Annotated in this window: 19 protein-coding genes and 1 pseudogene; 11 read left to right on the top strand and 9 right to left on the bottom strand. The window is 72.7% G+C overall.

Annotated elements, in window-relative coordinates:
• Window positions 1–33 precede the first annotated feature (33 nt).
• Together QSK21_RS03365 and paaZ are read right to left on the bottom strand one after the other, a co-directional pair.
• Window positions 34–702 carry an XRE family transcriptional regulator gene (locus QSK21_RS03365; protein ID WP_285693664.1) on the bottom strand — a complete coding sequence of 223 codons (669 nt, stop codon included), beginning with the start codon at window positions 700–702 and terminating at the stop codon, window positions 34–36.
• 96 nt (window positions 703–798) lie between these two features.
• Window positions 799–2,834, bottom strand: a pseudogene (gene paaZ / locus QSK21_RS03360) (phenylacetic acid degradation bifunctional protein PaaZ).
• A 233-nt stretch (window positions 2,835–3,067) separates the two neighbouring features.
• Here paaZ and QSK21_RS03355 point away from each other — a divergent pair.
• Together QSK21_RS03355 and QSK21_RS03350 are read left to right on the top strand one after the other, a co-directional pair.
• Window positions 3,068–3,511: a YbhB/YbcL family Raf kinase inhibitor-like protein gene (locus QSK21_RS03355; protein ID WP_285693663.1), complete on the top strand. Its 444-nt coding sequence runs from the start codon at window positions 3,068–3,070 to the stop codon at window positions 3,509–3,511.
• Between the two features lie 3 nt (window positions 3,512–3,514).
• Entirely contained in the window at window positions 3,515–3,841 is a 327-nt protein-coding gene (locus QSK21_RS03350; protein ID WP_285693662.1) for a DUF6343 family protein, read from the top strand.
• A gap of 117 nt (window positions 3,842–3,958) precedes the next feature.
• Here the strand turns inward: QSK21_RS03350 and QSK21_RS03345 are convergent, their stop codons facing one another.
• Complete coding sequence (locus QSK21_RS03345) at window positions 3,959–5,803, bottom strand: transketolase (protein WP_285693661.1); 1,845 nt, start codon at window positions 5,801–5,803, stop codon at window positions 3,959–3,961.
• Between the two features lie 58 nt (window positions 5,804–5,861).
• Window positions 5,862–6,698: a trypsin-like peptidase domain-containing protein gene (locus QSK21_RS03340; RefSeq protein ID WP_285693660.1), complete on the bottom strand. Its 837-nt coding sequence runs from the start codon at window positions 6,696–6,698 to the stop codon at window positions 5,862–5,864.
• Window positions 6,699–6,836: 138 nt separating this feature from the next.
• Between QSK21_RS03340 and QSK21_RS03335 the strand changes: the two genes are divergently transcribed.
• On the top strand, window positions 6,837–7,805 hold the full coding sequence (locus QSK21_RS03335; RefSeq protein WP_285693659.1) for a Gfo/Idh/MocA family protein: 969 nt from the start codon (window positions 6,837–6,839) through the stop codon (window positions 7,803–7,805).
• Between the two features lie 30 nt (window positions 7,806–7,835).
• Here the strand turns inward: QSK21_RS03335 and glpK are convergent, their stop codons facing one another.
• Both glpK and QSK21_RS03325 read right to left on the bottom strand, forming a co-directional pair.
• Window positions 7,836–9,353 (bottom strand): glycerol kinase GlpK, encoded by a 1,518-nt coding sequence (gene glpK / locus QSK21_RS03330; protein ID WP_285693658.1) that lies wholly within the window; start codon window positions 9,351–9,353, stop codon window positions 7,836–7,838.
• Window positions 9,354–9,429: 76 nt separating this feature from the next.
• Window positions 9,430–10,272 (bottom strand): MIP/aquaporin family protein, encoded by an 843-nt coding sequence (locus QSK21_RS03325; RefSeq protein WP_285693657.1) that lies wholly within the window; start codon window positions 10,270–10,272, stop codon window positions 9,430–9,432.
• A 269-nt stretch (window positions 10,273–10,541) separates the two neighbouring features.
• Here QSK21_RS03325 and QSK21_RS03320 point away from each other — a divergent pair, with 269 nt between their 5' ends.
• Window positions 10,542–11,795 carry an MFS transporter gene (locus tag QSK21_RS03320; protein WP_285693656.1) on the top strand — a complete coding sequence of 418 codons (1,254 nt, stop codon included), beginning with the start codon at window positions 10,542–10,544 and terminating at the stop codon, window positions 11,793–11,795.
• Here QSK21_RS03320 and QSK21_RS03315 read toward each other — a convergent pair.
• Both QSK21_RS03315 and QSK21_RS03310 read right to left on the bottom strand, forming a co-directional pair.
• Window positions 11,792–13,513 (bottom strand): thiamine pyrophosphate-binding protein, encoded by a 1,722-nt coding sequence (locus QSK21_RS03315; protein ID WP_285693655.1) that lies wholly within the window; start codon window positions 13,511–13,513, stop codon window positions 11,792–11,794. The two genes, QSK21_RS03320 and QSK21_RS03315, sit on opposite strands and share 4 nt — an antisense overlap.
• The gene (locus QSK21_RS03310; RefSeq protein ID WP_285693654.1) at window positions 13,510–14,283 is read right to left on the bottom strand and encodes a cyclase family protein; all 774 of its coding nucleotides are present in this window, start codon (window positions 14,281–14,283) and stop codon (window positions 13,510–13,512) included. Before QSK21_RS03310 ends, QSK21_RS03315 begins: the two co-directional genes overlap by 4 nt.
• Window positions 14,284–14,530: 247 nt before the next feature.
• On the opposite strand from QSK21_RS03310, the gene QSK21_RS03305 reads away from it, so the two are divergent.
• Together QSK21_RS03305 and QSK21_RS03300 are read left to right on the top strand one after the other, a co-directional pair.
• Entirely contained in the window at window positions 14,531–16,042 is a 1,512-nt protein-coding gene (locus tag QSK21_RS03305) for a carboxylesterase/lipase family protein (RefSeq protein ID WP_285693653.1), read from the top strand.
• Complete coding sequence (locus QSK21_RS03300; RefSeq protein ID WP_285693652.1) at window positions 16,042–16,923, top strand: IclR family transcriptional regulator; 882 nt, start codon at window positions 16,042–16,044, stop codon at window positions 16,921–16,923. Before QSK21_RS03305 ends, QSK21_RS03300 begins: the two co-directional genes overlap by 1 nt.
• Window positions 16,924–17,014: 91 nt before the next feature.
• Here QSK21_RS03300 and QSK21_RS03295 read toward each other — a convergent pair whose 3' ends face one another.
• The gene (locus QSK21_RS03295) at window positions 17,015–17,890 is read right to left on the bottom strand and encodes a PaaX family transcriptional regulator (RefSeq protein ID WP_285693651.1); all 876 of its coding nucleotides are present in this window, start codon (window positions 17,888–17,890) and stop codon (window positions 17,015–17,017) included.
• Window positions 17,891–18,272: 382 nt separating this feature from the next.
• Here QSK21_RS03295 and QSK21_RS03290 point away from each other — a divergent pair, with 382 nt between their 5' ends.
• The 5 genes from QSK21_RS03290 to QSK21_RS03270 are packed head-to-tail and all read left to right on the top strand — an operon-like array spanning window position 18,273 to window position 22,916.
• The gene (locus QSK21_RS03290) at window positions 18,273–19,478 is read left to right on the top strand and encodes an ABC transporter substrate-binding protein (protein WP_285693650.1); all 1,206 of its coding nucleotides are present in this window, start codon (window positions 18,273–18,275) and stop codon (window positions 19,476–19,478) included.
• The gene (locus QSK21_RS03285) at window positions 19,475–20,245 is read left to right on the top strand and encodes an ABC transporter ATP-binding protein (protein ID WP_285693649.1); all 771 of its coding nucleotides are present in this window, start codon (window positions 19,475–19,477) and stop codon (window positions 20,243–20,245) included. The genes QSK21_RS03290 and QSK21_RS03285 overlap by 4 nt, the downstream gene beginning before the upstream one ends.
• Window positions 20,242–20,910, top strand: a complete 669-nt coding sequence (locus tag QSK21_RS03280; RefSeq protein WP_285693648.1) for an ABC transporter ATP-binding protein — start codon at window positions 20,242–20,244, stop codon at window positions 20,908–20,910. Before QSK21_RS03285 ends, QSK21_RS03280 begins: the two co-directional genes overlap by 4 nt.
• Before the next feature lie 51 nt (window positions 20,911–20,961).
• A complete protein-coding gene (locus QSK21_RS03275; protein ID WP_285693647.1) occupies window positions 20,962–21,822 on the top strand; it encodes a branched-chain amino acid ABC transporter permease in 861 nt (286 codons plus the stop codon).
• Complete coding sequence (locus QSK21_RS03270) at window positions 21,819–22,916, top strand: branched-chain amino acid ABC transporter permease (RefSeq protein WP_285693646.1); 1,098 nt, start codon at window positions 21,819–21,821, stop codon at window positions 22,914–22,916. Before QSK21_RS03275 ends, QSK21_RS03270 begins: the two co-directional genes overlap by 4 nt.
• The last annotated feature ends 6 nt before the right edge of the window (window positions 22,917–22,922 follow it).

Here is a 22,922-nt window from a genome sequence, read left to right as displayed (position 1 = left end):
AGGCGCCCGCTCGCGTCCTGTCAACGCGCCCGCTCAGCGCTCCCGCCCGGCCGTGCCCGCCAGGCAGGCCGCACCCGAGGTCGAGGAGCGAAGTCGCTGGTCAGAGCGGTATTGCAGGAGCAGGACCGAGCGTACCTGGCCGTCCAGAGCGGTATACGAGTGCGGCCGCGCGGCGTCGAAACCGACATAGTCCCCGGGCCCCAGCTCCAAATAGCGGTCGTCCACCCGAACGCCGAGCCGTCCCGCCTGCACGATGGTGTGCTCGGTGCCGGCATGGCCGAGCGAGTCCTGACGGGCACCGGCCCGCACCACCTGGTCGTACACCTCGAAGATCGCGTCACCCGCCTCGATGCCGCGCAGCGGGCGCAGGTCGACGCCGGCGCCGCGCAGCACCTCGACGTCGGCGGCGCGCACCACGGTCGGGCCGGACGGGCGGCCATGGTCCAGCAGGTCGGAGATCGCCACTTCCAGGGCTCTGGACAGGCTGAACACCGTCTCGATGGTGGGGTTGCCCGACCCGGACTCCAACTGGGAGAGCGTCGCCTTCCCGATCCTGGAGCGGCGGGACAGCTCCGACAGGGACAGGCCCCGTTCGGTACGGGCGCGCCGCAGGTTGGCGGCCAGCATGTCGCGCACCGACCCGGGGCGCGGCTCCGGACCGGCGTCCTCGCCGCCTGCGTCCGGGCCGGCGTTGTCCACCATGCGTCCCTCCTCGTTCCCTTGGGGCATCCCAGGCCCGGGTGATGTTCGCTATACCGAACGAGGGTACAACCTAAGGACGGCTAGACGACGCACACGTCATCCTGCGGGGCGCTTGGCCACAAGGGTGAGGACGTCGTATTTGGCCACGGACTTGCCGTCCTGGTTGGTGACGTCGGTGTCCCACCGCACCTCACCGTAATCCGCGCCATCACGCGGTGAGATCTGCTTGGCGGTCAAGGTGACCGTCAGTTCGTCTCCCGGGTAGACGGGGGTGAGGAACCGCAGGTTCTCCAAGCCGTAGTTGGCCAGGACGGGTCCGGGCTCGGGCGAGACGAACAGTCCTGCGGCGAAGGACACCACAAGGTAGCCGTGCGCTACCCGACCGCCGAAGAACGGGTTGGCCTTGGCCGCCTCGTCGTCCATGTGGGCGTAGAAAGTGTCCCCTGTGAATTCGGCGAACCGCTCCACGTCCTCAAGGGTCACCGTACGGGGACCGGCGACGACGGTGTCGCCCACGCGCAGCTCTTCGAGGTGCTTACGGAACGGGTGCACGTCAGTGACCGTACGCTCGGCCCCAGGCACCCAGCGTCCGGTCAGGGCGGTCAGCATGCCCGGCCCGGCCTGAACGGCGGTGCGCTGCATGTGATGGACGATCCCCCGGATGCCGCCCATCTCCTCCCCGCCACCGGCGCGCCCAGGGCCACCGTGGATCAGGGGCGGCAGAGGCGATCCGTGCCCAGTGGACTCCTTGGCGTCCTCCTCGTTGAGTACGAGCACACGCCCGTGCCAGGGGGCCAGGCCCAGGACGACCTCGCGGGCGAAGCCGGTGTCGGCCGTGACCACCGAACCGGCAAGGCTGCCACGGCCGCGCGCCGCCAGCTCCACCACCTGGGCCACGTCACGGTACGGCAGCAGCGTGCTCACCGGGCCGAACGCCTCCACCTCGTGTGGTTCGGCCCGTTCCGCGTCGTCGGCACGGATCAGGATCGGCGAGATGAACGCGCCGCGCTCGGCGTCGGCGTCCACCACCTCCACCCGGTCGGGGTCGCCGAAAAGCAGGCGGCCCGCGTCCAGGAGCGGCTTCAGCGACCGGCGCACCTCCTCGCGCTGGCCCAGGCTCGCCAGCGCGCCCATCCGCACGTCCGGGTTGGCGGGGTTCCCGACGGCGACCTTGGCCAGCCGTGCCCGCACGGCCTCGGCGACCTCGTCCACCAGGGACTCGGGGACGAAGGCGCGGCGGATGGCGGTGCACTTCTGTCCCGCCTTCACCGTCATCTCCGCGACGAGCTGCTTGACGTACAGGTCGAACTCGGCCGTACCGGGCGCGGCGTCCGGGCCGAGGATGGAGCAGTTCAGCGAGTCGGCCTCGGCGTTGAACCGGACGGAACGGCCCACGATGGCGGGATGGGCGCGGAGCCTGCGCGCGGTGTCGGCCGAGCCGGTGAACGAGACCGCGTCCTGCTCGGTGAGGTGGTCGAGCAGGTCGCCCGCGTCCCCGCAGAGCAGTTGCACCGACCCCTCGGGGAGCAGTTCGGACTCGACGATCAGCTCGACCAGCCGGGCGGTCAGGTAGGCGGTCTGGCTCGCGGGCTTGATCAGGCTCGGCATTCCGGCGACGAACGCGGGCGCGAGCTTCTCCAAGGTCCCCAGACAGGGAAGTTGAACGCGTTGATCTGGACGGACACCCCCGGCAGCGGCGTGCACAGGTGCTGACCCACGAACGTGCCGCCCTTACCGAGCGGTTCGACGTCGCCCTCCACGAACACGGTGTCGTTGGGAAGTTCGCGCCTCGCTTTGCTCGCGTACGCGGACAGGACCGCGATGCCCCCGTCCACGTCGAACTTCGAGTCGCCCAGCGTCGCGCCCGTACGGGACGACAACGCGTACAACTCGTCCCGATGCTCGCGCAGGTGGGAGGCGAGCGCCTTCAGCAACGCCGCCCGCTGATGGAAGGTCAGCTCGCGGAGCGCGGGACCCCCGACCTTGCGGCCGTACTCCAGGGCCGCCCCGCGGTCGATGCCCGCCGCGGAGACCCGGGCGACCTCCTCCCCCGTCACCGCGTCCGGCAGCGGCGTCCCCTCCCCCACCGGGAGCTCCCAGGAACCCGACACGAAGCTGCGCAACACGACCACAGGGACCTCCTCGTCCGGCCTCGCTCGCACGCCGCCCGGCCCCGGTCGCGCCGGCCGGGCGTCCAGGGTCCAGCCTTTCACCGATCCCGCCGAATCATGCGTCGCAGAGATGACAGGTCCCGGCGGGGTTCTTTGTGAAGACCGCGATCACCTGCGGTCCGTCCTCGATGCGGTCATCCGGGACGCGGCTGCATTCCCGTGGGCTGAGCGGGCACGGGAACACCATGGAGCACATGACGCTGCGTAGTCCGGCCTTCAACGACCATGCCGTGATCCCGGCCGAGTACTCGCACGCCAACGGGGACCTCTCGCCGCCGCTGGAATGGTCCGAACCGCCCGAGGACGTGGTGGAGCTCGCGCTGGTGTGCGAGGACCCGGACGCGCCGAGCGGCACCTTCGTCCACTGGCTCCTGGCCGGGATCCCGCCGGACACCACCGAGATCGAGGAGGGCGACACACCCACAGAGGCCGTGGTCGGACGCAACGACTACGGGACGCCCGGGTACGGTGGCCCGCACCCGCCGAAGGGGGACGAGCCGCACCGTTACATCTTCCATCTTTACGGGCTGTCGGAGCCGACGAATCTCGAAGAGGGATTCTCCATCGAGGACCTCAGGGACGCCGAGGACGGCACCGTCGTGGCGACCGGCACGCTCGTCGGCCTCTACGGACGGTGACGCATGACCGGCCCCTCGCAGGACCCCGAGCCCAGGCCAGGCCCACCTGAGCGACCGCGCCCCCATGGGGAGCCGCAACGGGCGGAGGGGCCGCCGCATCACCGCCAGCCGCCCGGGACGGAACCGCTCACGGCGCGCAGCCCCCTGCGGCTGCGCGCCGTGATGTCGTCGGTCGCCCTGGTGTCGGGCGTGGTGGCGGCGGTCCTGTTCGCCCTGGTGTCGGCCCGGGACGACAGCACGGGCGCCGCGGTCGCCGCGGGGATCTGCGCCGTGCTCGCCCTGATCGCGCTGACCGACCTGATCGTGATCGCCCGGCGCTTCCGCGTCTGAGCCCGGCGCCGCCCTGCCCGAGGACCGACCCTGCCCGCTCCCAGGACCGGCGCCGCCCCGACCGTGCACCGCCCGCCGCCCTGACCGAGCATCGCCGCCCTGGCCGGGCACCGCCGATCAGGGAAGGGCGGCCAGGTCGACCATGTCGTGCGCCGCCGCGACGATCGCGTCGGCGTCGATGCCCGCCACCGCCATCTGCTCCTCCGGGGTGGCCGAACCGGGCATGTCCCGTACGCCCAGGCGGATCACCCGGGGCGGGGCCCAGCCGTCGGCGAACGCGCTCATCACGGCGTCGCCCAGGCCGCCCTCGGGCCAGTGGTCCTCGACGACCACCATGTGGCCGGTGACCTCGGCGGCCTCCCGCAGCGTGTCCACGTCCACCGGCTTGACCGAGTACAGGTCGATCACCCGGGCGGCGATGCCGGCCACGTCCAGGCGGGCGGCGGCCTTCAGCGCCTCGTGCACGGTCACCCCGGCCCCGACCAGGGTGACCTCGTCGTTCTCGGTGGCGCACAGGACCTTGCTGCCACCGATGTGGAAGCTCTCGTCCGGTCCGTAGATCACCGGGGTCTTGCCCCGGGTGGTGCGTATGTACCGGATGCCGGACGCCCCGGCCATCTCGCCGACCAGCCGTGCGGTCTGGTTGGCGTCGCACGGGTACAGGACGGTGCTGCCGTGCACCGCGCGGAGCGCCGCCAGGTCCTCCAGGCCCATCTGGGACGGGCCGTCCTGCCCGATCGCGACGCCCGCGTGGGAGCCGGACAGGTTGAGGTCGGCGCGGCTGACCGCCGCCATCCGGATGAAGTCGTAGGCCCGGGTCAGGAACGCGGCGAAGGTGGACACGTACGGCATCCAGCCGCGTGCCTGCATCCCCACGGCCGTCGCGACCATCAGCTGCTCGGCGATATAGATCTCGAAGAACCGTTCCGGGTGCGCCTTGGCGAACATCGCGGACCGGGTGGAGTCGCTGACCTCGCCGTCCAGCGCGACCACGTCCCCGCGCGCGTCGCCCAGGGCGGCCAGCGCCTCGCCGTAGGCGTTGCGCGTGGCGACCTCTTCGCCCTTCTCGTACAGGGGAGGGTGGAAGGTGCCGTGGTCCAGCGGACGGGAGCAGGGCGCGGACTCGGGGTGCCGCGGTTCGGCCGTGATGTGGCGGCGCCCGCCGAGCTCGGCGACCGCGTCCTCGGTGTCCGGCAGCGGCTTGCCGTGCTGGCCTTCCTGGTCGGCGACCGCGGCCACGCCGTGCCCCTTCTCGGTACGGGCGATGATCGCGGTGGGGCGTCCCCCGGTCGCCGCGGCCTCCGCGTACGCGGCGTCGATCGTGTCCACGTCATGGCCGTCGATCTCGATCGTGTGCCAGCCGAACGCGCCGAAGCGGGCGGCGTAGGCGCCGGTGTCCCAGCCGTGCCGGGTGGGGCCGCGCTGCCCCAGCCGGTTCACGTCGATGATCGCGCAGAGGTTGTCCAGGTTCTCGAACCCGGCGTGCTCGGCGGCCTCCCAGACCGATCCCTCGGCCATCTCGCTGTCACCGCACAGCACGTACACCCTGTACGGGAGCTGGTCGAGGTGCTTGCCCGTCAGAGCCATGCCCACGCCGACGGGTAGTCCCTGGCCCAGCGACCCGGTGGCCACGTCCACTCCCGGCAGCCGCGGCGTGGGATGGCCCTCCAGGCGGCTGCCCAGCCTCCGGAACGTCAGCAGTTCCTCGTCGCTGATCGCCCCGGCCGCCGCGTGCAGGGCGTACAGCAGGGGCGAGGCGTGCCCCTTGGAGAAGATCAGCCGGTCGTTGGCGGGGTTGGACGGGGCCGCGAAGTCCGAGCGCAGGTGGTGGGCGAGCAGGACCGCCATCAGGTCCGCCGCCGACATCGACGAGGTGGGGTGCCCCGACCCGGCGGCGCCGGACGCGCGGACGGCGTCCACGCGCAGCCTCTGCCCGAGTTCGCGCAGCTCATGTTGGTCCATGCCCGGCCCCTACCCGACATAGGGGAAGGAATGCGACCAATAACACCGAACGGCCCGGCTACCGGGACGCGGGACGGGGCAGGCGGCACGAGCCGCCGAGGACGACGTCGCCGCCACGTCCCAGGCAGCGGGCCAGCAGGTACGTCTGCTGGCCGTAGCCGATGCCCTTCCGGATGGTGACGGTGCCGTCCCGGGCGACCTCGCACGGGTTGTTGAGGGTGCAGCGCTCGCCGTCCTCGTTGCCGGTGTTGTTGACGCCGATGACCTGGCGGGTGCGGGCGTCCAGGACGGGCGATCCCGAGGTGCCCGCGATGGTGGCGCACTCGGGCGTGTAGCGCAGGGAGTCCTTCCAGGTCCAGCCCGCCTCACGCATGCGGTACACGAAACCGTCGAGCCCGCAGGAGTAGATCTTCCTCCAGTAGCCGGACACCACCCGGATCCGCGTCCCGGCCCGGGGGCGGGTGTCGGAGAGCCGCAGCGCGGAGATCCCGTACTTGCGGCGGATCTGGGCGTAGGTGGAGCGGACGCGGTAGACGGTCACGTCGGTGTCGGTCATGGTGGCGTACTCGATCCTGGTGGCGGTGAGCGTGCCCAGGTCGTGGTCGCCGCCGGGGGCCAGCAGCCGGAAGGCCCGGGACGAGGGGCGGTCGACGATCACCTCTCCGGCCGCGGGCATCCCGGTCTCCAGGCAGTGCCCGTTGGTCAGCACCAGCGCCCTGTCGGCGTCCCGTGTCCACGGGCCGCGCACCAGGGAGCCCGAGCAGTTGCTGAGCGCGACCGTCCCGGCGAAGGGACCGCTCACCACCGGCACGGCGGCCGTAGCCGTACCGGACGTCATGAGCGGGACGGCGCCCACGGTGCAGGCGAGCGTCGCGGCGGCCAAGCGTCCGGCCATGAGTGTCCTCCCCGGCGTGAAGCACAAGGCGTCGGCTACGCTGCGGAGCCGATCCAATCCGCAGCGTCATCATGCCGTCACATGGCATGAGACGCAACCACACCACCCCGTTCGGCAAGCGGTCCTACGATGTCCGCTATGACCGATGGGCCGATTCGCTGGGGAATCCTGGGCACGGGCGCGATCGCCGAGGTCTTCACCGCCGACCTGCTGCGCCTGGACGGCCACGAGGTCGCCGCCGTGGGGTCCCGCGCGCCGGAGACCGCGGCCGCGTTCGCCCGGCGGCACGGCATCGGGCGGGCGCACGGCTCCTACGCCGAGCTGGCCGCCGACCGGGACGTGGACGTCGTCTACATCGCCACCCCGCATCCGGCGCACGCCGACGCGGCACAACTGTGCTTGGAGGCGGGACGGGCCGTCCTGGTGGAGAAGCCGCTCACGGTCTCCGCGGACGAGGCGCGGCGGCTGGCGGAGGTGGCGCGCGCCCGCGGCCTGTTCATGATGGAGGGCATGTGGACGCGGTTCAGCCCGCTGGTGCGGCGCATGAACGGGCTGGTCGCCGACGGCGCGATCGGTGAGGTCTCGGCCATCTACGCCGACTTCTCCATCGCGCCGCCGTACGACCCGGCCCACCGCATGTGGGCGCCGGAGCTGGCCGGGGGCGCGCTGCTCGACCTGGGCTGCTACGTCCTGTCGATCACCTGGCCGCTACTGGGCCCGCCCAGCACGGTGCAGGCGGTGTCCGCGCCCGCGCCCACCGGCGTCGACGCCAACACCGGGATGCTGCTGGGCTACGAGTCGGGCGCCGTGGCGCTGCTGCACTGCGGGCTGATGGGGTTCTCACCGCACACCGCCGCCGTGGTCGGCACCAAGGGCCGCATCGAGCTGGCGTCGCCGTTCTACAAGCCCTCCGCCATGACGCTCACCCGCGAGGGACGCGACCCCGAGACCTTCACCGTCGAGCTGGAGGGGAACGGCTTCACCTACCAGGCCGAGGAGGTGGCACGCTGCCTGCGCCAGGGCCTCACCGAGTCGCCGCGGCTGCCGCTCGCCGAGTCGGTCGCCGTCCTCGAAGTGATCGACAAGGTCGCCGCCTCGTTCACATGACACGCGGCCCGTTCACATGACACGGCCCGTTCAGTCCACCTCCAGCCAGCGGAAGGTGCGCTCGACGGCCTTCTTCCAGCCGGCGTATGCCTCCTCCCTCTGTTCCTCCGACCACTGGGGTTCCCAGCGGCGGTCCTCGTTCCAGTTCTGGCGGAGCTCGTCGGTGTTGGACCAGAACCCGACCGCCAGGCCCGCGGCGTAGGCGGAGCCGAGCGCCGTGGTCTCGGCGACGACCGGCTTGGACACCGGGACGCCCAGCACGTCCGCCTGGATCTGCATGGCCAGGTCGTTGGCGGTGACACCGCCGTCGACCTTGAGGACGGGCAGCGAGACGCCCGAGTCCTCCCGCATCGCCTCCGCGACGTCGCGGGACTGGTAGGCGATCGCCTCTAAGGTGGCCCTGGCGAGATGGGCGTTGGTGTTGAAGCGGGACAGCCCGACGATGGCGCCGCGCGCGTCCGAACGCCAGTACGGGGCGAACAGCCCCGAGAACGCGGGCACGAAGTACACCCCGCCGTTGTCCTCCACCTGCGAGGCCAGCGCTTCGCTCTGCGCCGCCGTGGAGATGATGCCGAGCTGGTCGCGCAGCCACTGCACCGCCGACCCGGTCACCGCGATCGATCCTTCCAGCGCGTACACCGGCGCGGCGTCGCCGAAGCGGTAGCAGACGGTGGTGAGCATCCCGGCCTTGGACCTGACCAGCTCGTTGCCGGTGTTGAGCAGCAGGAAGTTGCCCGTCCCGTAGGTGTTCTTCGCCTCCCCGACGGCGAAGCACACCTGGCCGACGGTGGCGGCCTGCTGGTCTCCGAGGGCCCCGGTCAGCGGCACCTCGCCGTGCAGCGGCCCGGTGGCCAGGGTCACGCCGTACGGGTCGGGCGCGGACGACGGCCTGATCTCCGGCAGCATGGCGCGCGGGATGCCGAAGAACGACAGCAGCTCGTCGTCCCAGTCCAGGGTCTCCAGGTCCATCAGCATCGTGCGGCTGGCGTTGGTGACGTCGGTGACGTGCACGCCGCCCTCACGGCCTCCGGTGAGGTTCCACAGCAGCCAGGTGTCGATGTTGCCGAAGAGCGCCTCGCCGCGCTCGGCGTCCTCGCGGACGCCGTCGACGTTCTCCAGGATCCACTGGACCTTCCCGGCGGAGAAGTAGGTCGCCGGGGGCAGCCCGGCGCGCCGCCGGATGGTGTCGCCGCGGCCGTCGCGCTCCAGCGCCGAGGCGATGCGGTCGGTGCGGGTGTCCTGCCACACGATCGCGTTGTAGTACGGGCGGCCGGTGCGGCGGTTCCACACGACCGCGGTCTCCCGCTGGTTGGTGATGCCGAGGGCGGCCAGGTCGGTATGGTGCAGTCCCGCCCTGTTCATCGCGGTCTCGGTCACCGCGCGGGTGCGCTCCCAGATCTCGGTGGGGTTGTGCTCCACCCAGCCGGCCTGGGGCAGGATCTGCTCGTGTTCCAGCTGGTGGCGGGCCACCTCGTTACCGCCATGATCGAAGATCATGAACCGGGTGCTGGTGGTGCCCTGATCGATCGCTCCGACGAAGTCGGCCATGCGGCACTCCCTTCCTGCCGTGGTCGGCCGGCGCCGGGCCGGGCGCCGGCCGGGACGGTTCACGCCGCGGGGCGGGTCACGGCTTGTACTCGGGCTTGGTCTCCTCTTCCTCCTCCGGCGTCTCCTCCGGCGGCGGCAGGTTGCGGCCGATCAGGAACAGGTACAACCCGGCGCCGATGGCACCGCCGATCAGCGGTCCGGCGATCGGCACCCAGAAGTACAGGTCGCCGTGCTGGTCGCGCCACGCCCCGCCGTATCCGGTGAGGTACTGCGCCAGCCTCGGCCCGAGGTCACGGGCGGGGTTGATCGCGTACCCGGCGTCGGTGCCCCACGCCATGCCGATGCCCACCACCAGCAGCCCGATGACGAACGGGGTGAGGTTGGCGAGCGGCGGGTTGTTGCGCAGGTCGGTCAGCGCCATGACCAGGAAGAGCAGGATCGCGGTGCCGATGACCTGGTCGCGGAAGCCGCCCCACATGCCGACCGGCAGCGTGCCGTTGCCCGGCAGGGTGCTGAAGACGAGCTGGCTCTTGATCGTGTGGCCGGGGTCGAACGCGTCCAGCACTTCGGTGTAGTTCCACCGGACGATCAGGGCCGCCACGAAGGCGCCGGCCGTCTGCGCCAGGACGTACGGCGCCACCTTGTTCCAGGAGAACCGTTTGAACAACGCCAGGGCGACGGTGACGGCGGGGTTGATGTGGCCGCCGGTCATCCGCGCGGCGACGTACACGCCGAGCGTCACGCCGATGCCCCAGCCCCAGGTGATGCTGTCGTGGTCGCCGAGCGCGCCGTCGGTCAGGCCGGAGCCCGCGATGACCTGCGCCACCACCCCCACCCCGAAGAGGATCAGGATCATGGTGCCGGCGAACTCCGCGGCCATCTCCTTGGCCAGCGGAGGAAATCTCAGTCGTTCCGCCATCTCTCCTCCTCGGGGCGGTGTGACATGAGACACAACTGCCGCGAACGTAAGTAGATGGGACAAATCCGGTCAATCAGCGAGTCGCGACAATCTCCCGTCACGGCGCTGTCACGGTCCGTGCGCATCACGGACGCCGATCCGGGTACTTGGGCGTGCGTGGCGGGCACGTCCCCCGTGGCGCCGAGCCACGATCGACAGTCTGCCCAGCCACGGGCGATTCATGGCCGAGAGAACCGCTGCTGCGGGTATGGAATCTTTGGGGGTGGGTCATGGCGGCGACGACCGCACACGGGGCCACGGAGGCCGGGATTTCGGCGCGTGGCCGGTGGGGGCGCCTGCTTCTCGCCTGCTGGGCCGTCCTGATCAACTCCTGGGCGTGGACCATGATCGCCCCGCTGGGACCGGCGGAGATCTCCGACATCGAACTGACCGGGGCCGAGCGGACCGTCCTGGTGGCGGTGCCGCTGCTGACCGGGGCGTTCGGGGCGGTGCCGATCGGCGCCATGACCGACAGGCACGGCGGCCAGACGATGTTCCCCGTGGTCAGCTTCCTGGCGTTCTTCCCCACCCTGTATCTGGCGTTCATGGACGACTCGTTCACGTTCATGGTGGCGGGCGCGCTGGTGCTGGGCGCGGCGGGCACGGCGCTCGCGGTGGCGGTCCCGGCCGTGGCCGCCTGGTTCGAGCCGGCCCGCCGCGGGCTGGTCACCGGGATCGTGGGCGCGGCCACGGGCGGGGTCGCGCTGTCGGCGCTGGCGACGCCGCCGCTGGTGGGCGCGATCGGCCGCACCGCCACCTTCCTGTTCCTGGCGGCCCTCCTGCTGGTCACCGGGGTGGTGACGCTGCTGTACAGCCGGGACGCCCCGGGTCTGGACACCACCGACGAGGTGGTGTGGGAACGGGTGCGTCATGCCCGCGAGCGGGAGGCGACCCGCCGCGTGTGGCCCCCGTACGCGCTGGCGTTCGGCGGCTTCCTGGCCATGGTGATCTACCTGCCCGCCTATCTGCGCAACGTCCACGGCACCGCGCCGCGGGACGCCGTCGTGCAGGCCGGGGCCTTCGCGGTCGCCGCGGTGGCCGCGCGCCCGCTCGGCGGGTACCTGGGCGACCGGTTCGGCCCTCGCCCGGTGCTGATCGCCGGGTTCGGGGCGGCGGCCGGCCTCACGCTGGTCGCGGCGCTGGACACGGACGGGGGCGCCGCCGCGGTCGTGACGTTCGTCCTGCTGGCGTTCGCGCTCGGGCTGGCGGCGGGGGCGGCGTTCACGCTGACGACCCAGTTGGTCGAGCCGCGGGACCTGGGCGTGACCATCGGCTTGGCCACCGCGGCGGCCGTGCTGACCGGACTGGTCATGGCGGTGCTGATGGGCGCCACCCGGGTCCTCACCGACTCCTACCTCATCGGGCTGCTGATCCTGGCCGTGGCGGCGCTGGCGGCGGCGCTGGCCGGAGCGGCCGCGCCGGGCCGGCGCCCGCCCGGCCGCCGGGAGCCCGCCGGGACACGCTCGCGCGGCGAGCGCGCCTAGTGGCCGCGGAAGGCGTCCTCCAGCCACCAGGACGGGGCGTTCCTCGTCACCTTGGCGTGGACGACCATCGGACGGTCGCGCGGCCCGGCCAGCCAGTCCGCCACGTCGGCCAGGTCCTCGCGCCGGGTGACGGTGACCGCGTCGCAGCCGAAGCCCCGCCCGATGGCCGCCAGGTCGGCGGGCGGGAAGGTCACCGTGTCCAGCGGATGCCCGTCCGGGCCGAAGTGGTGCACCTCGGCGCCGTACGCCTCGTCGTCGTACACCACCACCAGCAGGCCGAGCCCGAGCCGCACCGCGGTCTCCAGCTCGGAGATCGACATCAGCGCGCCGCCGTCGCCCAGCGCCGCGACGGTGAGCCGGTCGGGGCGTGCCAGCGCCGCGCCGACGGCGGTGGCCAGGCCCAGCCCCACCGACTGGAACGCCTGGGTGAACACCAGGCCGTCGCCGTCCGGGACGTCCAGGTACATCGCGGGGTAGCCCATGAAGTTGCCGGAGTCGACGGCGAGGGTGCGCTCGGCGGGCAGCAGGTCGTCCAGGGCGATCGACAGGGTCCGCGGGTCGATGCGGGACCCGTCGGACTCGTCGTCATAGGGGTGGTCGCGCCAGCGCCGCTCGCGCGCCAGCCGTTCGGCCACCTCCGGTAACCGGTAGCCCGGCCCCGGCCCGCCGCCCGTCCGGCCGCGCGCGTCCAGCTCCGCCAGGACGGCCCGCGCGGTCTCGGCCACGTCGCCGGTCAGGCTCAGGTCGGCGGGCTGATGCGCGCCCAGCGACGCGGGGTCCAGATCGACCTGGATCAGGGTGGCGTTCTTCCCGACCAGCGTTCCGTGCCGCATCGTCCACATGTTCAGCGAGGCGCCCCAGCCCACCAGCAGGTCGGCGCCGGCGATCAGCTCGGCGGCGGTGGGGGTGGCGAACCCGCCGCTGACGTCCAGGTCGTAGGGGTCGCCCTTGAACAGGCCGCGCGCCACCGCCGAGGTCGCCAGCAGCGCGCCGCAGCGTGCGGCCAGCTCCCGCAGCGGGCCGCGCGCCCCGCTGAGCCGGGCGCCGCGCCCGGCGATGAACACCGGCCGCTCGGCGGACTCCAGCGCCGAGGCGAGCCGGGCGATGGCCGCGGGCGGCGGCACGGGCAGGAACGGCACCTGGCCCGGCCCGGCGAACGCCGCCGCGGCCTGGCCGGGCGGCGCCACGGGACGGCTCATCAGCTCGGGCCCGGTGTACTCGGCGGCCTGGACGTCCAGCGGCAGGCCGAGGATCACCGTGCGGCGCTCGGCCACCGCCGTGCGGCAGGCGCGGGCCGCGTCGGCCAGCGCGGTCCGCGGCGAGTGCACCCGCTCGGGGACGGCGCCGACCGCGGCGGCCAGGGCGGCCTGGTCGATGCGGAAGTTGGAGCGCACCGCGCCGGAGGCCACCTCCCCGGTCAGCACCAGCAGCGGGGTGCGGCTCTTGGCGGCCTCGGTGATGCCGGTGAGCGCGTTGGTCAGCCCCGGGCCCTGGTGCACCGACAGGACGCCGAGGCCGCCGGACACCCGCGCGTACGCGTCGGCCATCGTGGCGGCGCCGCCCTCGTGCCGTGCCGCCACGAACCGGGCGCCCCCGGCGACCAGCGCGTTGGTGACGTGGAAGTTGCCGCTGCCGACCACGCCGAAGACGGTGCGGGCGCCCAGGCGCGCGATCGCGCCGCCCACCGCCTCGGCGACCGTGATGCCCGGCTGGGTCATCGCTCGACCAGGGCCAGCACGCGCGCCGGGCTGCCGGAGCCGCCGACGATGGGCAGCGGCGTCGCGACCAGCACCGCGCCGCGGACGGGCAGCCGCTCCACGTTCTGCAACTGGGTGAGGCCGTACTTGCCGGCGCCCAGGAAGTAGGAGTGGCAGGGGAAGGGCGGGTCGAACGAGTGCGCCGCGCCCGCGTCGGTGCCCACGGTCTCCACCCCGAGCCCCTGGAGCGAGGTCTCCTCGGCCAGCCACCGCGCGCATTCGGCGGAGATGCCGGGGGTGTGCGACCCGGTCTCGTCGGCGTTGAGGAAGGCGTCGCTATCCCCTGAGCGGGCGTCCCAGCCGGTGCGGTACAGGAGCCAGCCGCCCTCGGGCAGCGGCCCGTTGCTCTTCTCCCAGTCCCGGACGTGGTCGATCTCCAGCAGGAAGTCGGGGTCGGCCGCCGCGTGCGCGGAGGCGTCCAGCACCACGGCGGGCGCGACCAGGCGGCGCGGCGGGACCTGCGCCACGTCCTCGCGCTCCCGCCCGGTCACCCAGTGCACGGGCGCGTCGAAGTGCGTCCCGACGTGCTCGCCGGTGCGGATGTCGTTCCAGTACCAGGCGGGCCCGCGGTCGTCGTACCGGCTGATCTCGGTCAGCGAGAACGGCACGGTGTTGGCGAACGGCTCGGGCAGGTGCAGGATCGGCGTGGACTCCGACAGCGGCGCGGTCAGGTCCACCACCTCGACCGAGCCGTCGGCGAGCGCGGCGAGCAGGTCGTTGAGCACGGGCATAGCGTCGTTTTCCTTCCCCAGATGCGCGACTGAACGGGCCGTCGGCGCCTCGCCGCGGTGAACCGAACGTACCGGTCCGGTCGTGTGACCTGCTACAGGCGACGCCGTTCGACCAGGGCCACGGCCTGCACTGGTGGCCCGGGACGAACGGTGATTACATGGCGAGCGGCCTGGCCGGGCAGACCGTGGCCAGGATGCGCGTGTCCTGACGAGAGCCCGCACCCCCGGGCCGCGAGGAGGCCGAGTCGTGAGCGTCACCGAGCCGACCGTAAAGATCGCCACGGGCAGGGTGAGGGGCCACGCGGCCGGCCCCGCCGGCGGTTCGGTGACGGCCTTCAAGGGCATCCCGTTCGCGGCCGCGCCGTTCGGAGCCGACCGGTTCCTGGCTCCCCGGCCGCCCGACCCCTGGGACGGGACGCGCGACGCCACCGCGTTCGGGCCCCGCCCGCCGCAGGGCAGCCTGGGCATGGTCCCCTCCTCCTGGTCGTCCGCCGACGGGCTGGACTGCCTGACCGTCAACGTGTGGACGCCCGACGCGGGCGGCTCCGGCCTGCCGGTGATGGTGTACCTGTACGGCGGCGCCTACATGATCGGGTCGTCCGACCAGCCCGACTACGACGGCGCCCTGCTGGCCGCCGAGGGCGTCGTGGTGGTGACCTTCAACTACCGCCTCGGCATGGAGGGATTCGGGCTGGTGGAGGGCGCGCCCCCCAACCGCGCCCTGCTCGACCAGGTCGCCGCCCTGCGCTGGGTGCGCGACAACATCGCCGCGTTCGGCGGCGACCCGGCGGCCGTGACGGTGTTCGGGGAGTCCGCGGGCGCGGGCTCGGTCGCCGCGCTGCTGGCGATGCCGTCCGCCCGGGGCCTGTTCGGCCGCGCGATCATCCAGAGCCTTCCGGGGCCGTTCTTCACCCCCTCCTTCGCGCGGCGCGCCGCCGAGACCATCGTCGGCGGGCTCGGCAGGCGCCCCACCCTGGACGACCTGGCCGGGGTCGCGCCAGAGGACCTCCTGCGCGCCACCGACGCGGCCATGGCGCGGGCGCTGAACGACCGCGCGCCCTGGGGATCACCGGCCCCGTCGGCCATCCCGTTCGGCCCGGTCGTCGACGGGGAGGTGCTGCCCGAGTCCCCGTGGGCGGCGGCCGAGCGCGGCGCGACCCGCGGGGTGCCGCTGATCGCCGGGTACAACCGCGACGAGTACCGCCTGTTCATGGCCTTGCGCGAGCAGTTCGGGACGATCACCGAGGAACGGCTGGCGTGGACGATGGAGACGCTGGCCCCGGCCGGCGCCGAGAGCGTCTACCGCTCCGGCCATCCGGACGCCGACCTGGACGAGCTGTACTCCCTGGTCGTCTCCGACTGGCTGTTCCGGATGCCCACGGCGCACCTGGCCGCCGCGCACGCCAGGGCGGGAGGCACCGTCCACGCCTACGAGCTGACCTGGCCGAGCCCCGCCATGGGCGGGCTGCTCAAGTCCTGCCACGGGCTGGACGTCCCGCTGACCTTCGGGACGCTGGACGGCTGGATCGCCATGATCGTCTTCGGCGACGGGGCGCCGCCGGAGGCGGAGGCGCTGTCGCGGCGGTTCCGCACGGCGTGGACCGCGTTCGCCTCCACCGGCGATCCCGGCTGGCCGGCGCACGAGCCCGACGGCCGCGATCTCACCCGCGTCTTCGACGTGGAGACGGCGGACGTTCCCGGCGCCGAGGCCGCGTCCCGCCGGCTCTGGGCCGGTCACCGCTTCGACACGCTGCGCTGATGGCGTCCGGCACATCGCGTCCGTCCGTGACCGCGCGGGTGCTCGGGATCCTGGAGGCGTTCACCCCGTCCAGCCCCGCGCTGTCGCTGTCGGACATCAGCCGGCGCACCGGCCTGCCGCCCGCGACCGCCCACCGGCTGGTGGGCGAGCTGACCAGGTGGGGTGCGCTGGAACGCGACGAGCAGGGCATCTACCGGATCGGCCTGCGCCTGTGGGAGGTCGCGGCCCTGGCGCCGCGCGGGCTGGGGCTGCGCGAGATCGCGATGCCGTTCCTGGAGGACCTGTACGAGGCCACGCACCAGAACGTGCAGCTCGCCGTGCTGGACGGCCTGGAGGTGCTGTACCTGGAGCGGATCGCCGGACGGGACGCGGTGCACGTGTTCACCCGGGTCGGGGGGCGTTTCCCGGCGCACGCGACCGGTGTGGGCTTGGCGATCCTCGCCCACTCCGACCCGGAGGTGCAGGAACGCGCGATCGAGGGCCCGCTGCCCCGCTTCACCGAGAAGACGATCTCCACGGGCGCCGAGTTGCGCCGCGCTCTGGCGGAGGTGCGCAGGACCGGGCTGGCGGTCAGCGACGGGCAGGTGGAGCTGATCGCGTTGTCGGTGGCGGCCCCGATCTTCGGACGGGACGACAGGGTGGAGGCCGCGGTGTCGATCGTGGTGCCGTCGGAGGGCTACGACTGGCGGGTGCTGGCACCCGCGGTGCGGGCCGCGGCGCGCGGGATCTCGCGGGCGCTGGGATCGCCGCGCGCGGCCCGGCAGCCGGTGTCGGCCGTGCACGGCCACCGTCTGGAGGCGCGGTCATCGGGCCCGGTCACGCGGCCCGCCTCGGGACCGTCCCGCAGAGGGTTTCCGTTGGACGGAAGTCCCATAGCCTGACCTGCGCGGCATTGGCAAAGGTCGGGGCAGCGAGGTTCACCGCCCCAGCCGACCGCAGGAGTAGCGCGCCCCCATGGCCGTTGGCCTCCCATCAGCGATCCGCCGCCGCGTCTCGTCCGGCGCCGGCGGTGGCGGGGCAGGCCACGGGGATGTACTCGATGATCTCGTCCGCGATGGCGCGGGCGCTGTCCTCGTACCGGCCGCGGAGGTCGTGCAGGACCTCCTGGGCGCGCAGCGCGGGCCAGTCGGGCGGCAGGTGCTGCACCGGCAGGCCCGGGTCCACCCGGACCAGGCCGAGCCACTGGGTCATCAGCCACAGGAACCTGACCAGGTCGTCGGGCGCGCCGGGGACGGGCTCCGGGCGGTCCCAGCGCTCCAGGAACGACCGGTACCCGGCGGCCAGGCCCTCCAGGTCGAACGCGTCCCGGATCATCGCGCCCACGTCGGTCGGCTCCTCGGCCGTGCCGTGGAAGACCTTGACCCGTCCGGCCAGGCCCAGGTCCGCCCCGCCGGGGGCGATCACTTCGGTGACGTCCACCCGGGCGGGGGCGATCCAGGTGCCGTTGCCCAGCGGGCCGAACCCGGCCCACACCAGGCGGGAGCGCAGGTCGTGCCGCTGGCGCTGCCACGACTCGGGCATCGAGAAGGACAGCACGGTCCAGCCGCCGTCCCAGTGGGCGTTGACCGCGCCGCGCCGCAGCACCCGCGCCTCGCCGTCCAGCAGGATCCGCTCCGACCGCGCGGTGAGGCCGAAATGCATCCGGCGGCCCCTGCGGTGCCGGGCCAGCATGCCGTGGCGCGCCATCCGGGTGAGGGTGGAGCGGATCGCGTGCTCGCCCACCCCGAGCCGTCCGAACACCTCGATGAAGCTGCCGGAGAACACGGCGATCTCGCGCCTCAGCACGTAGTTGCCGAGGAAGGTCAACATGAGGGACTGGGGCCGCAGAGACGGGTATGGACGGTCCAAGGGTCGTGCTCCGATCGCTCCGCTCCTATGTTGGGCAGAATATTGACTGCCACAACATATACGCCTATGTTCGCGTTACCCGCTGGCCGCCCGGCCCGCACCCGCCTCCGGCACACACGGCTCCAGCCGGCCCCACCCCAGCGATCGACCGCCCGCCCCAGCGATCGAGGAGCGCCGATGCACGACGAGGGACCCGGGTCGCCGGGCGCGGCGTCCGCACTCGACGCTCCGAGCCTGAGGCCCCACGGCATCGCCGGGACACCGCTGAGACCCCCACCGTGTGCCGGCCATGGCGGCGGCCCCTGATCCCCCGGCCAGAGGCGACTACCGGATTCCACGACGACCCCCCGTCCGGAGCGACCGAGAGAAGGTGCAGAGCACCGTGGGCAGAACCCTCACCAGAGCAAGGACGGCCGCGCTGGCCGCGCTCACCCTGCTGGCCCCCCTCACCACCGCGTGCGGCGACTCGGAGGGTGGCGGCTCCGGCGACCCCATCAAGGTCGGCCTGATCGTCTCCGTCACCGGCAACTACACCCCGCTGGGCAGCGAGGACAAGAAGGCGGTCGAGCTGGCCGTCGAGCAGGTCAACGCCAAGGGCGGGCTGCTGGGCCGCAAGGTCGAGATCGTCTTCCGCGACGACAAGACCCAGCCCGACCAGGCCGTGCTCGGCTTCAACGCGATCAAGCGCGATATCGACGCGATGATCGGGCCGGTGTTCTCCAACTGCGCACTGGCGGTCGAGCCGATCGCCGAACGGGAGAAGATCCCCTACCTGTCGCTGGCGCCCGTGACGGAGCAGGTCCAGCCGATCAAGAAGTACATCTTCGTGACCCCCGCGCTGTCGGCCATGTACGCGGAGCGCTACCTCCAGTACTTCCAGAGCCAGAAGATCACCAAGGTGGCGGTGGCGCACGACCGCACCGCCAGCTACTCCGTCGCGGGCCGCAGGACGGTGGTCGAGCTGGCCGGCAAGTACGGGGTGCAGATCGTCAGGGACGAGACGTACGAGACCACCGCCAGCGACTTCAGCCCGATCTTCACCAGGATCAAGGACTCCGGCGCGCAGGCGTTCCTGTTCTGGGGCAGCGGCGCGCCCGGCGTCACGATGACCAAGCAGTACGTCGCGTCCGGCATCGACATCCCGCTGATGCTGACCGGCTCCCAGGCCAGCACCCTGTGGACCAGGCCCGTCGGCCAGGCCGCCGAGGGCGTCACCGTGCAGAGCGCCATCGGCGTGGTCGGCGACCACCTGCCGCCCGGCCCGCAGAAGCAGGTCATCGACCAGCTCGCCAAGCCGTACCAGCAGAAGTACGGCTACTACCCGCCGCAGTTCGCCCAGGACGGCTACAGCGCGGCGCTGCTGCTGTTCGAGGCGATCAGGAAGGCGAACAGCACCGACGGCGAGAAGATCCAGCAGGCGCTGGAGAGGATGGACCTGATCACGCCCAACGGCCGGTTCCGCTACTCCCCGACCGACCACTCCGGGCTCAGCCCCGACTACATCTCGGTCAACACCGTCAAGAACGGGCAGTTCGTCCCGACCCCGTGGGCCAAGGACCAGCTCACCAAGACGGTCTCCGGAGGGTGACGGGCTTGCTCCGCATCGAAGGGGTGTCCAAGCACTTCGGCGGCGTCTACGCGGTGCGCGACGTGGACCTGACCGTCGAAGAGCGCGAGCTGCGCGGCGTCATCGGGCCCAACGGCGCGGGCAAGTCGACGCTGTTCAACCTGATCGCCGGGCATCTGAGGCCGGACGAGGGGACGATCGCGTTCCGCGGGCGCCCCCTGGGCCGGCTGGCCGCGCACCGCCGCGCCGCGCTGGGCATCGCGATCGTGTTCCAGGCGGCGCGGGTGTTCCGCGGCATGTCCGTCCGGGAGAACGTCATGGTCGGCGCGCACGCCGGCACGCGGGCGGGCTTCCTGACGGCCGCGCTGCGGCTGCCCGCGCACGCCCGCGAGGAACGGCTGATCCGGACCAAGGCCGACGCGGCGCTGGCCCGGGTCGGCCTCGCCGACTGGGCCGACCGGCCCGCCGAGGCGCTGCCGCTCGGCCAGCAGCGCTCGCTGCAGCTCGCGCGGGCGCTGTGCGCGGACCCCGAGCTGCTGCTCCTGGACGAGCCCGCGTCCGGGCTGCGCGCGGCCGAGCGCGCCGCGCTGGCCGACCTGATCGGCGAGCTGCGCGCCACCGGGCTGACGATCATGCTGGTGGAGCACGACGTGGCGATGGTGACCCGGCTGGCCGACCGGATCACGGTGCTGGACCTGGGCCGGGTGATCGCCGACGGCACGCCCGACGAGGTCCGCTCCGACCCCCGGGTCATCGCCGCCTACCTCGGCGAAGAGGTCCGGTCATGATCGAGGTCGCGGAGCTCACCGTCCGGTACGGGTCCGCCACCGCCCTGGACCGGGTGTCGCTGACGGTCGGCGAAGGCGAGATGGTGGCGCTGGTGGGACCCAACGGCGCCGGGAAGTCCACGCTGGTGAACACGCTGTCGGGGATCGTCCCGGCGGCGTCGGGAACGGTCCGCGTCACCGGCAGGTTCGCGCACGTCCCCGAGGGCCGCCAGCTGTTCCCCGACATGACCGTCGAGGACAACCTGCGGCTGGGCGCCTGGCGCGTCAGGAACCGCGACACCACCCCCGTGTACGACCTGCTCCCCGGGCTGGACCGGCTGCGCGGACGCCGCGCCGGGACGCTGTCGGGCGGCGAGCAGCAGATGGTCGCCGTCGGCCGGGCGCTGATGGCCGAACCGCAGGTCATCGCCGTGGACGAGCTGTCGCTCGGCCTGGCGCCCATGGTGATCGACGACCTGGCCCGGCACCTGCGCGAGCTGAACGCCGAGCGCGGCACCGCGGTGCTGCTGATCGAGCAGAACGCCCGGCTGGCGTTCGAGCTGTGCTCGCGCGCGTACGTGCTGGAGGCCGGGCGGATCGTCGCCGAGGGCCCGTCCGCCGAGCTGGCCGGCAGCACCGAGGTCGAGGGGGCCTACCTGGGCGGGCCCATCCAGGAGAGCTCATGACAAGCGGCGGAGCCGTTCAGGGGGTCCGGGGGAACGCCCCAGGGAGAGCACATGAGTGATTTTCTGAGCTACCTGATCAACGGGCTGGCGGTGGGCTGCGGGTTCGCGCTGATCGGCAGCGGCCTCGTCGCCATCCACCGGGTCACCCGGGTCGTCAACTTCGCGCAGGCGATGTTCGCCGTCGTCGCCGGGCTCAGCGCCGCCTCCTTCCTGTCCGCCGGGCTCCCCCACGGGGCGGCGGAGATCGCGGCGGTGCTGGTCGCGGCCGCCGCCGGGCTGGTGGTCGGCGTGCTGGCGATCGGCAGGCCCGGCACCTCGCCGCTGTCGGCGCTGATCGTCACGCTGGGCATCGGCATCTTCGCGTACGCGGTGGAGATCGTGGTCTGGGGCGACCAGCCCCGCTCGTTCGCCGGGCTGCGCGGGTCGTTCACGGTCGCGGGCGTCACCGTCCAGAAGCAGTACCTGCTGATCGTCGCGGTCACCGCCCTCACGTTCACGGCGCTCGCGCTGTTCTTCGGCCGCACCTACGCGGGCAAGGGCCTGACCGCGTGCGCGTCCAACCCGTACGCGGCCCGCGTCGTCGGCATCGACGTACGGCGGATGGGGCTGCTGGCCTTCGGGCTCGGCGGCGCCCTCGGCGGCATCGCCGGGGTGCTCGTGACACCGCTGCAGCCGATCTCGTTCGACTCCGACGTCACGCTGATCGTCAACGGCTTCGCGGCGGCCATCTTCGGCGGCCTGCAACGACCCGGCGCCGCGCTGGCCGGCGGGCTGGTGCTGGGCGTCGCCGAGGCCATGATCGCCGGGTACGGGCTGGGCTCGTACCAGATCGAGGTGGCGCTGGGCCTGATGCTCGCCCTGATGATCTGGCAGGCCGCCCGCACCCCCGCACTGCACGAGGAGACGGCATGACCGCGCAGGCCCAGGGGACGAGCGTCGCCTCGCTGCTGGCGCGGCTGCGCGGGCGCGGCGAAGAGGCCGGGATCCGGCTGCCGCACCTGGCCGGGCTGCTGGTGGTCACGATGGTGCTGGCCGCGGTGCTCGGCGAGGCACAGCTCTCGGTGTTCATCCTGCTCGGCCTGGCGGCGATGGTCACCGTCGGCGTGTCCCTGCTCATGGGGTACGCCGGGCAGGTGTCGCTCGGCCAGGCCGCCTTCTACGCGGTCGGCGGGTACACGGCCGGGCTGCTGAGCGTGCACGGGCTGCCGCCCCTGCTGGGGCTGGCCCTCGCCCCGGTCACCGCCGCCGTGTTCGCCGTGGTCATCGGGATCCCGCTGCTGCGGCTGCGCGGGCACCACCTGGCGTTCGCGACACTGGCGACCCAGCTGATTCTGCTGTCGCTCGCCGGCGAGCTGGCGTTCCTCGGCGGCAGCATCGGCCTCCAGGGCATCCCGCGCTTCAACTTCGGCGGGTTCGAGCTGGAGGACGACCGCGGCTACGCGTTCCTGGTGTGGGCCGCCGTGGCCGTGGTGGTCCTCGTGGCCCGCAACGTGATCGAGTCCCGGCAGGGCCGGGCGCTGCGCGCCCTGGCCACCAGCGAGGTCGCCGCCGAGTCGGCGGGCGTCGCGGTGGGACGGTCCAAGCTGGTGGTGTTCGCCCTGTCGGCGGCGTTCGCCGGGCTGGCGGGCGGAATATACGCCTTCTACTTCGGCTACATCGCGCCCGGCTCGTTCCCCATCCTGCTGTCCATCGAGTACGTGGTGATGGCGGTCGTCGGCGGCCTCGGCACCATCTGGGGCGCGCTCGTCGGCGCCACCGCGATCACCCTGCTGATCCAGCTGCTCAACAACATCGGAACGATGGAAGGCATGCCCAGCTACGCGCCGAGCGTGCTGTCCTACGCGGTCTACTCGGTCCTCCTGATCGCGGCCGTGCTGTTCCTCCCCGGCGGCCTCGTACCGGCCGCGCGGGAACGCCTCGTCCGCCGCCGGAACGCACCGGCGCCGGCGGACGGCGCGCACGTGAAAGCGCCCTCCCGGGAAACGGGAGGCGAGATAACCAGGTGAAAGGGA

Source organism: Actinomadura sp. NBRC 104412, from assembly GCF_030269515.1.
Classification (GTDB): Bacteria; Actinomycetota; Actinomycetes; order Streptosporangiales; family Streptosporangiaceae; genus Spirillospora.
This window is presented reverse-complemented; position numbering and strand designations above follow the sequence as displayed.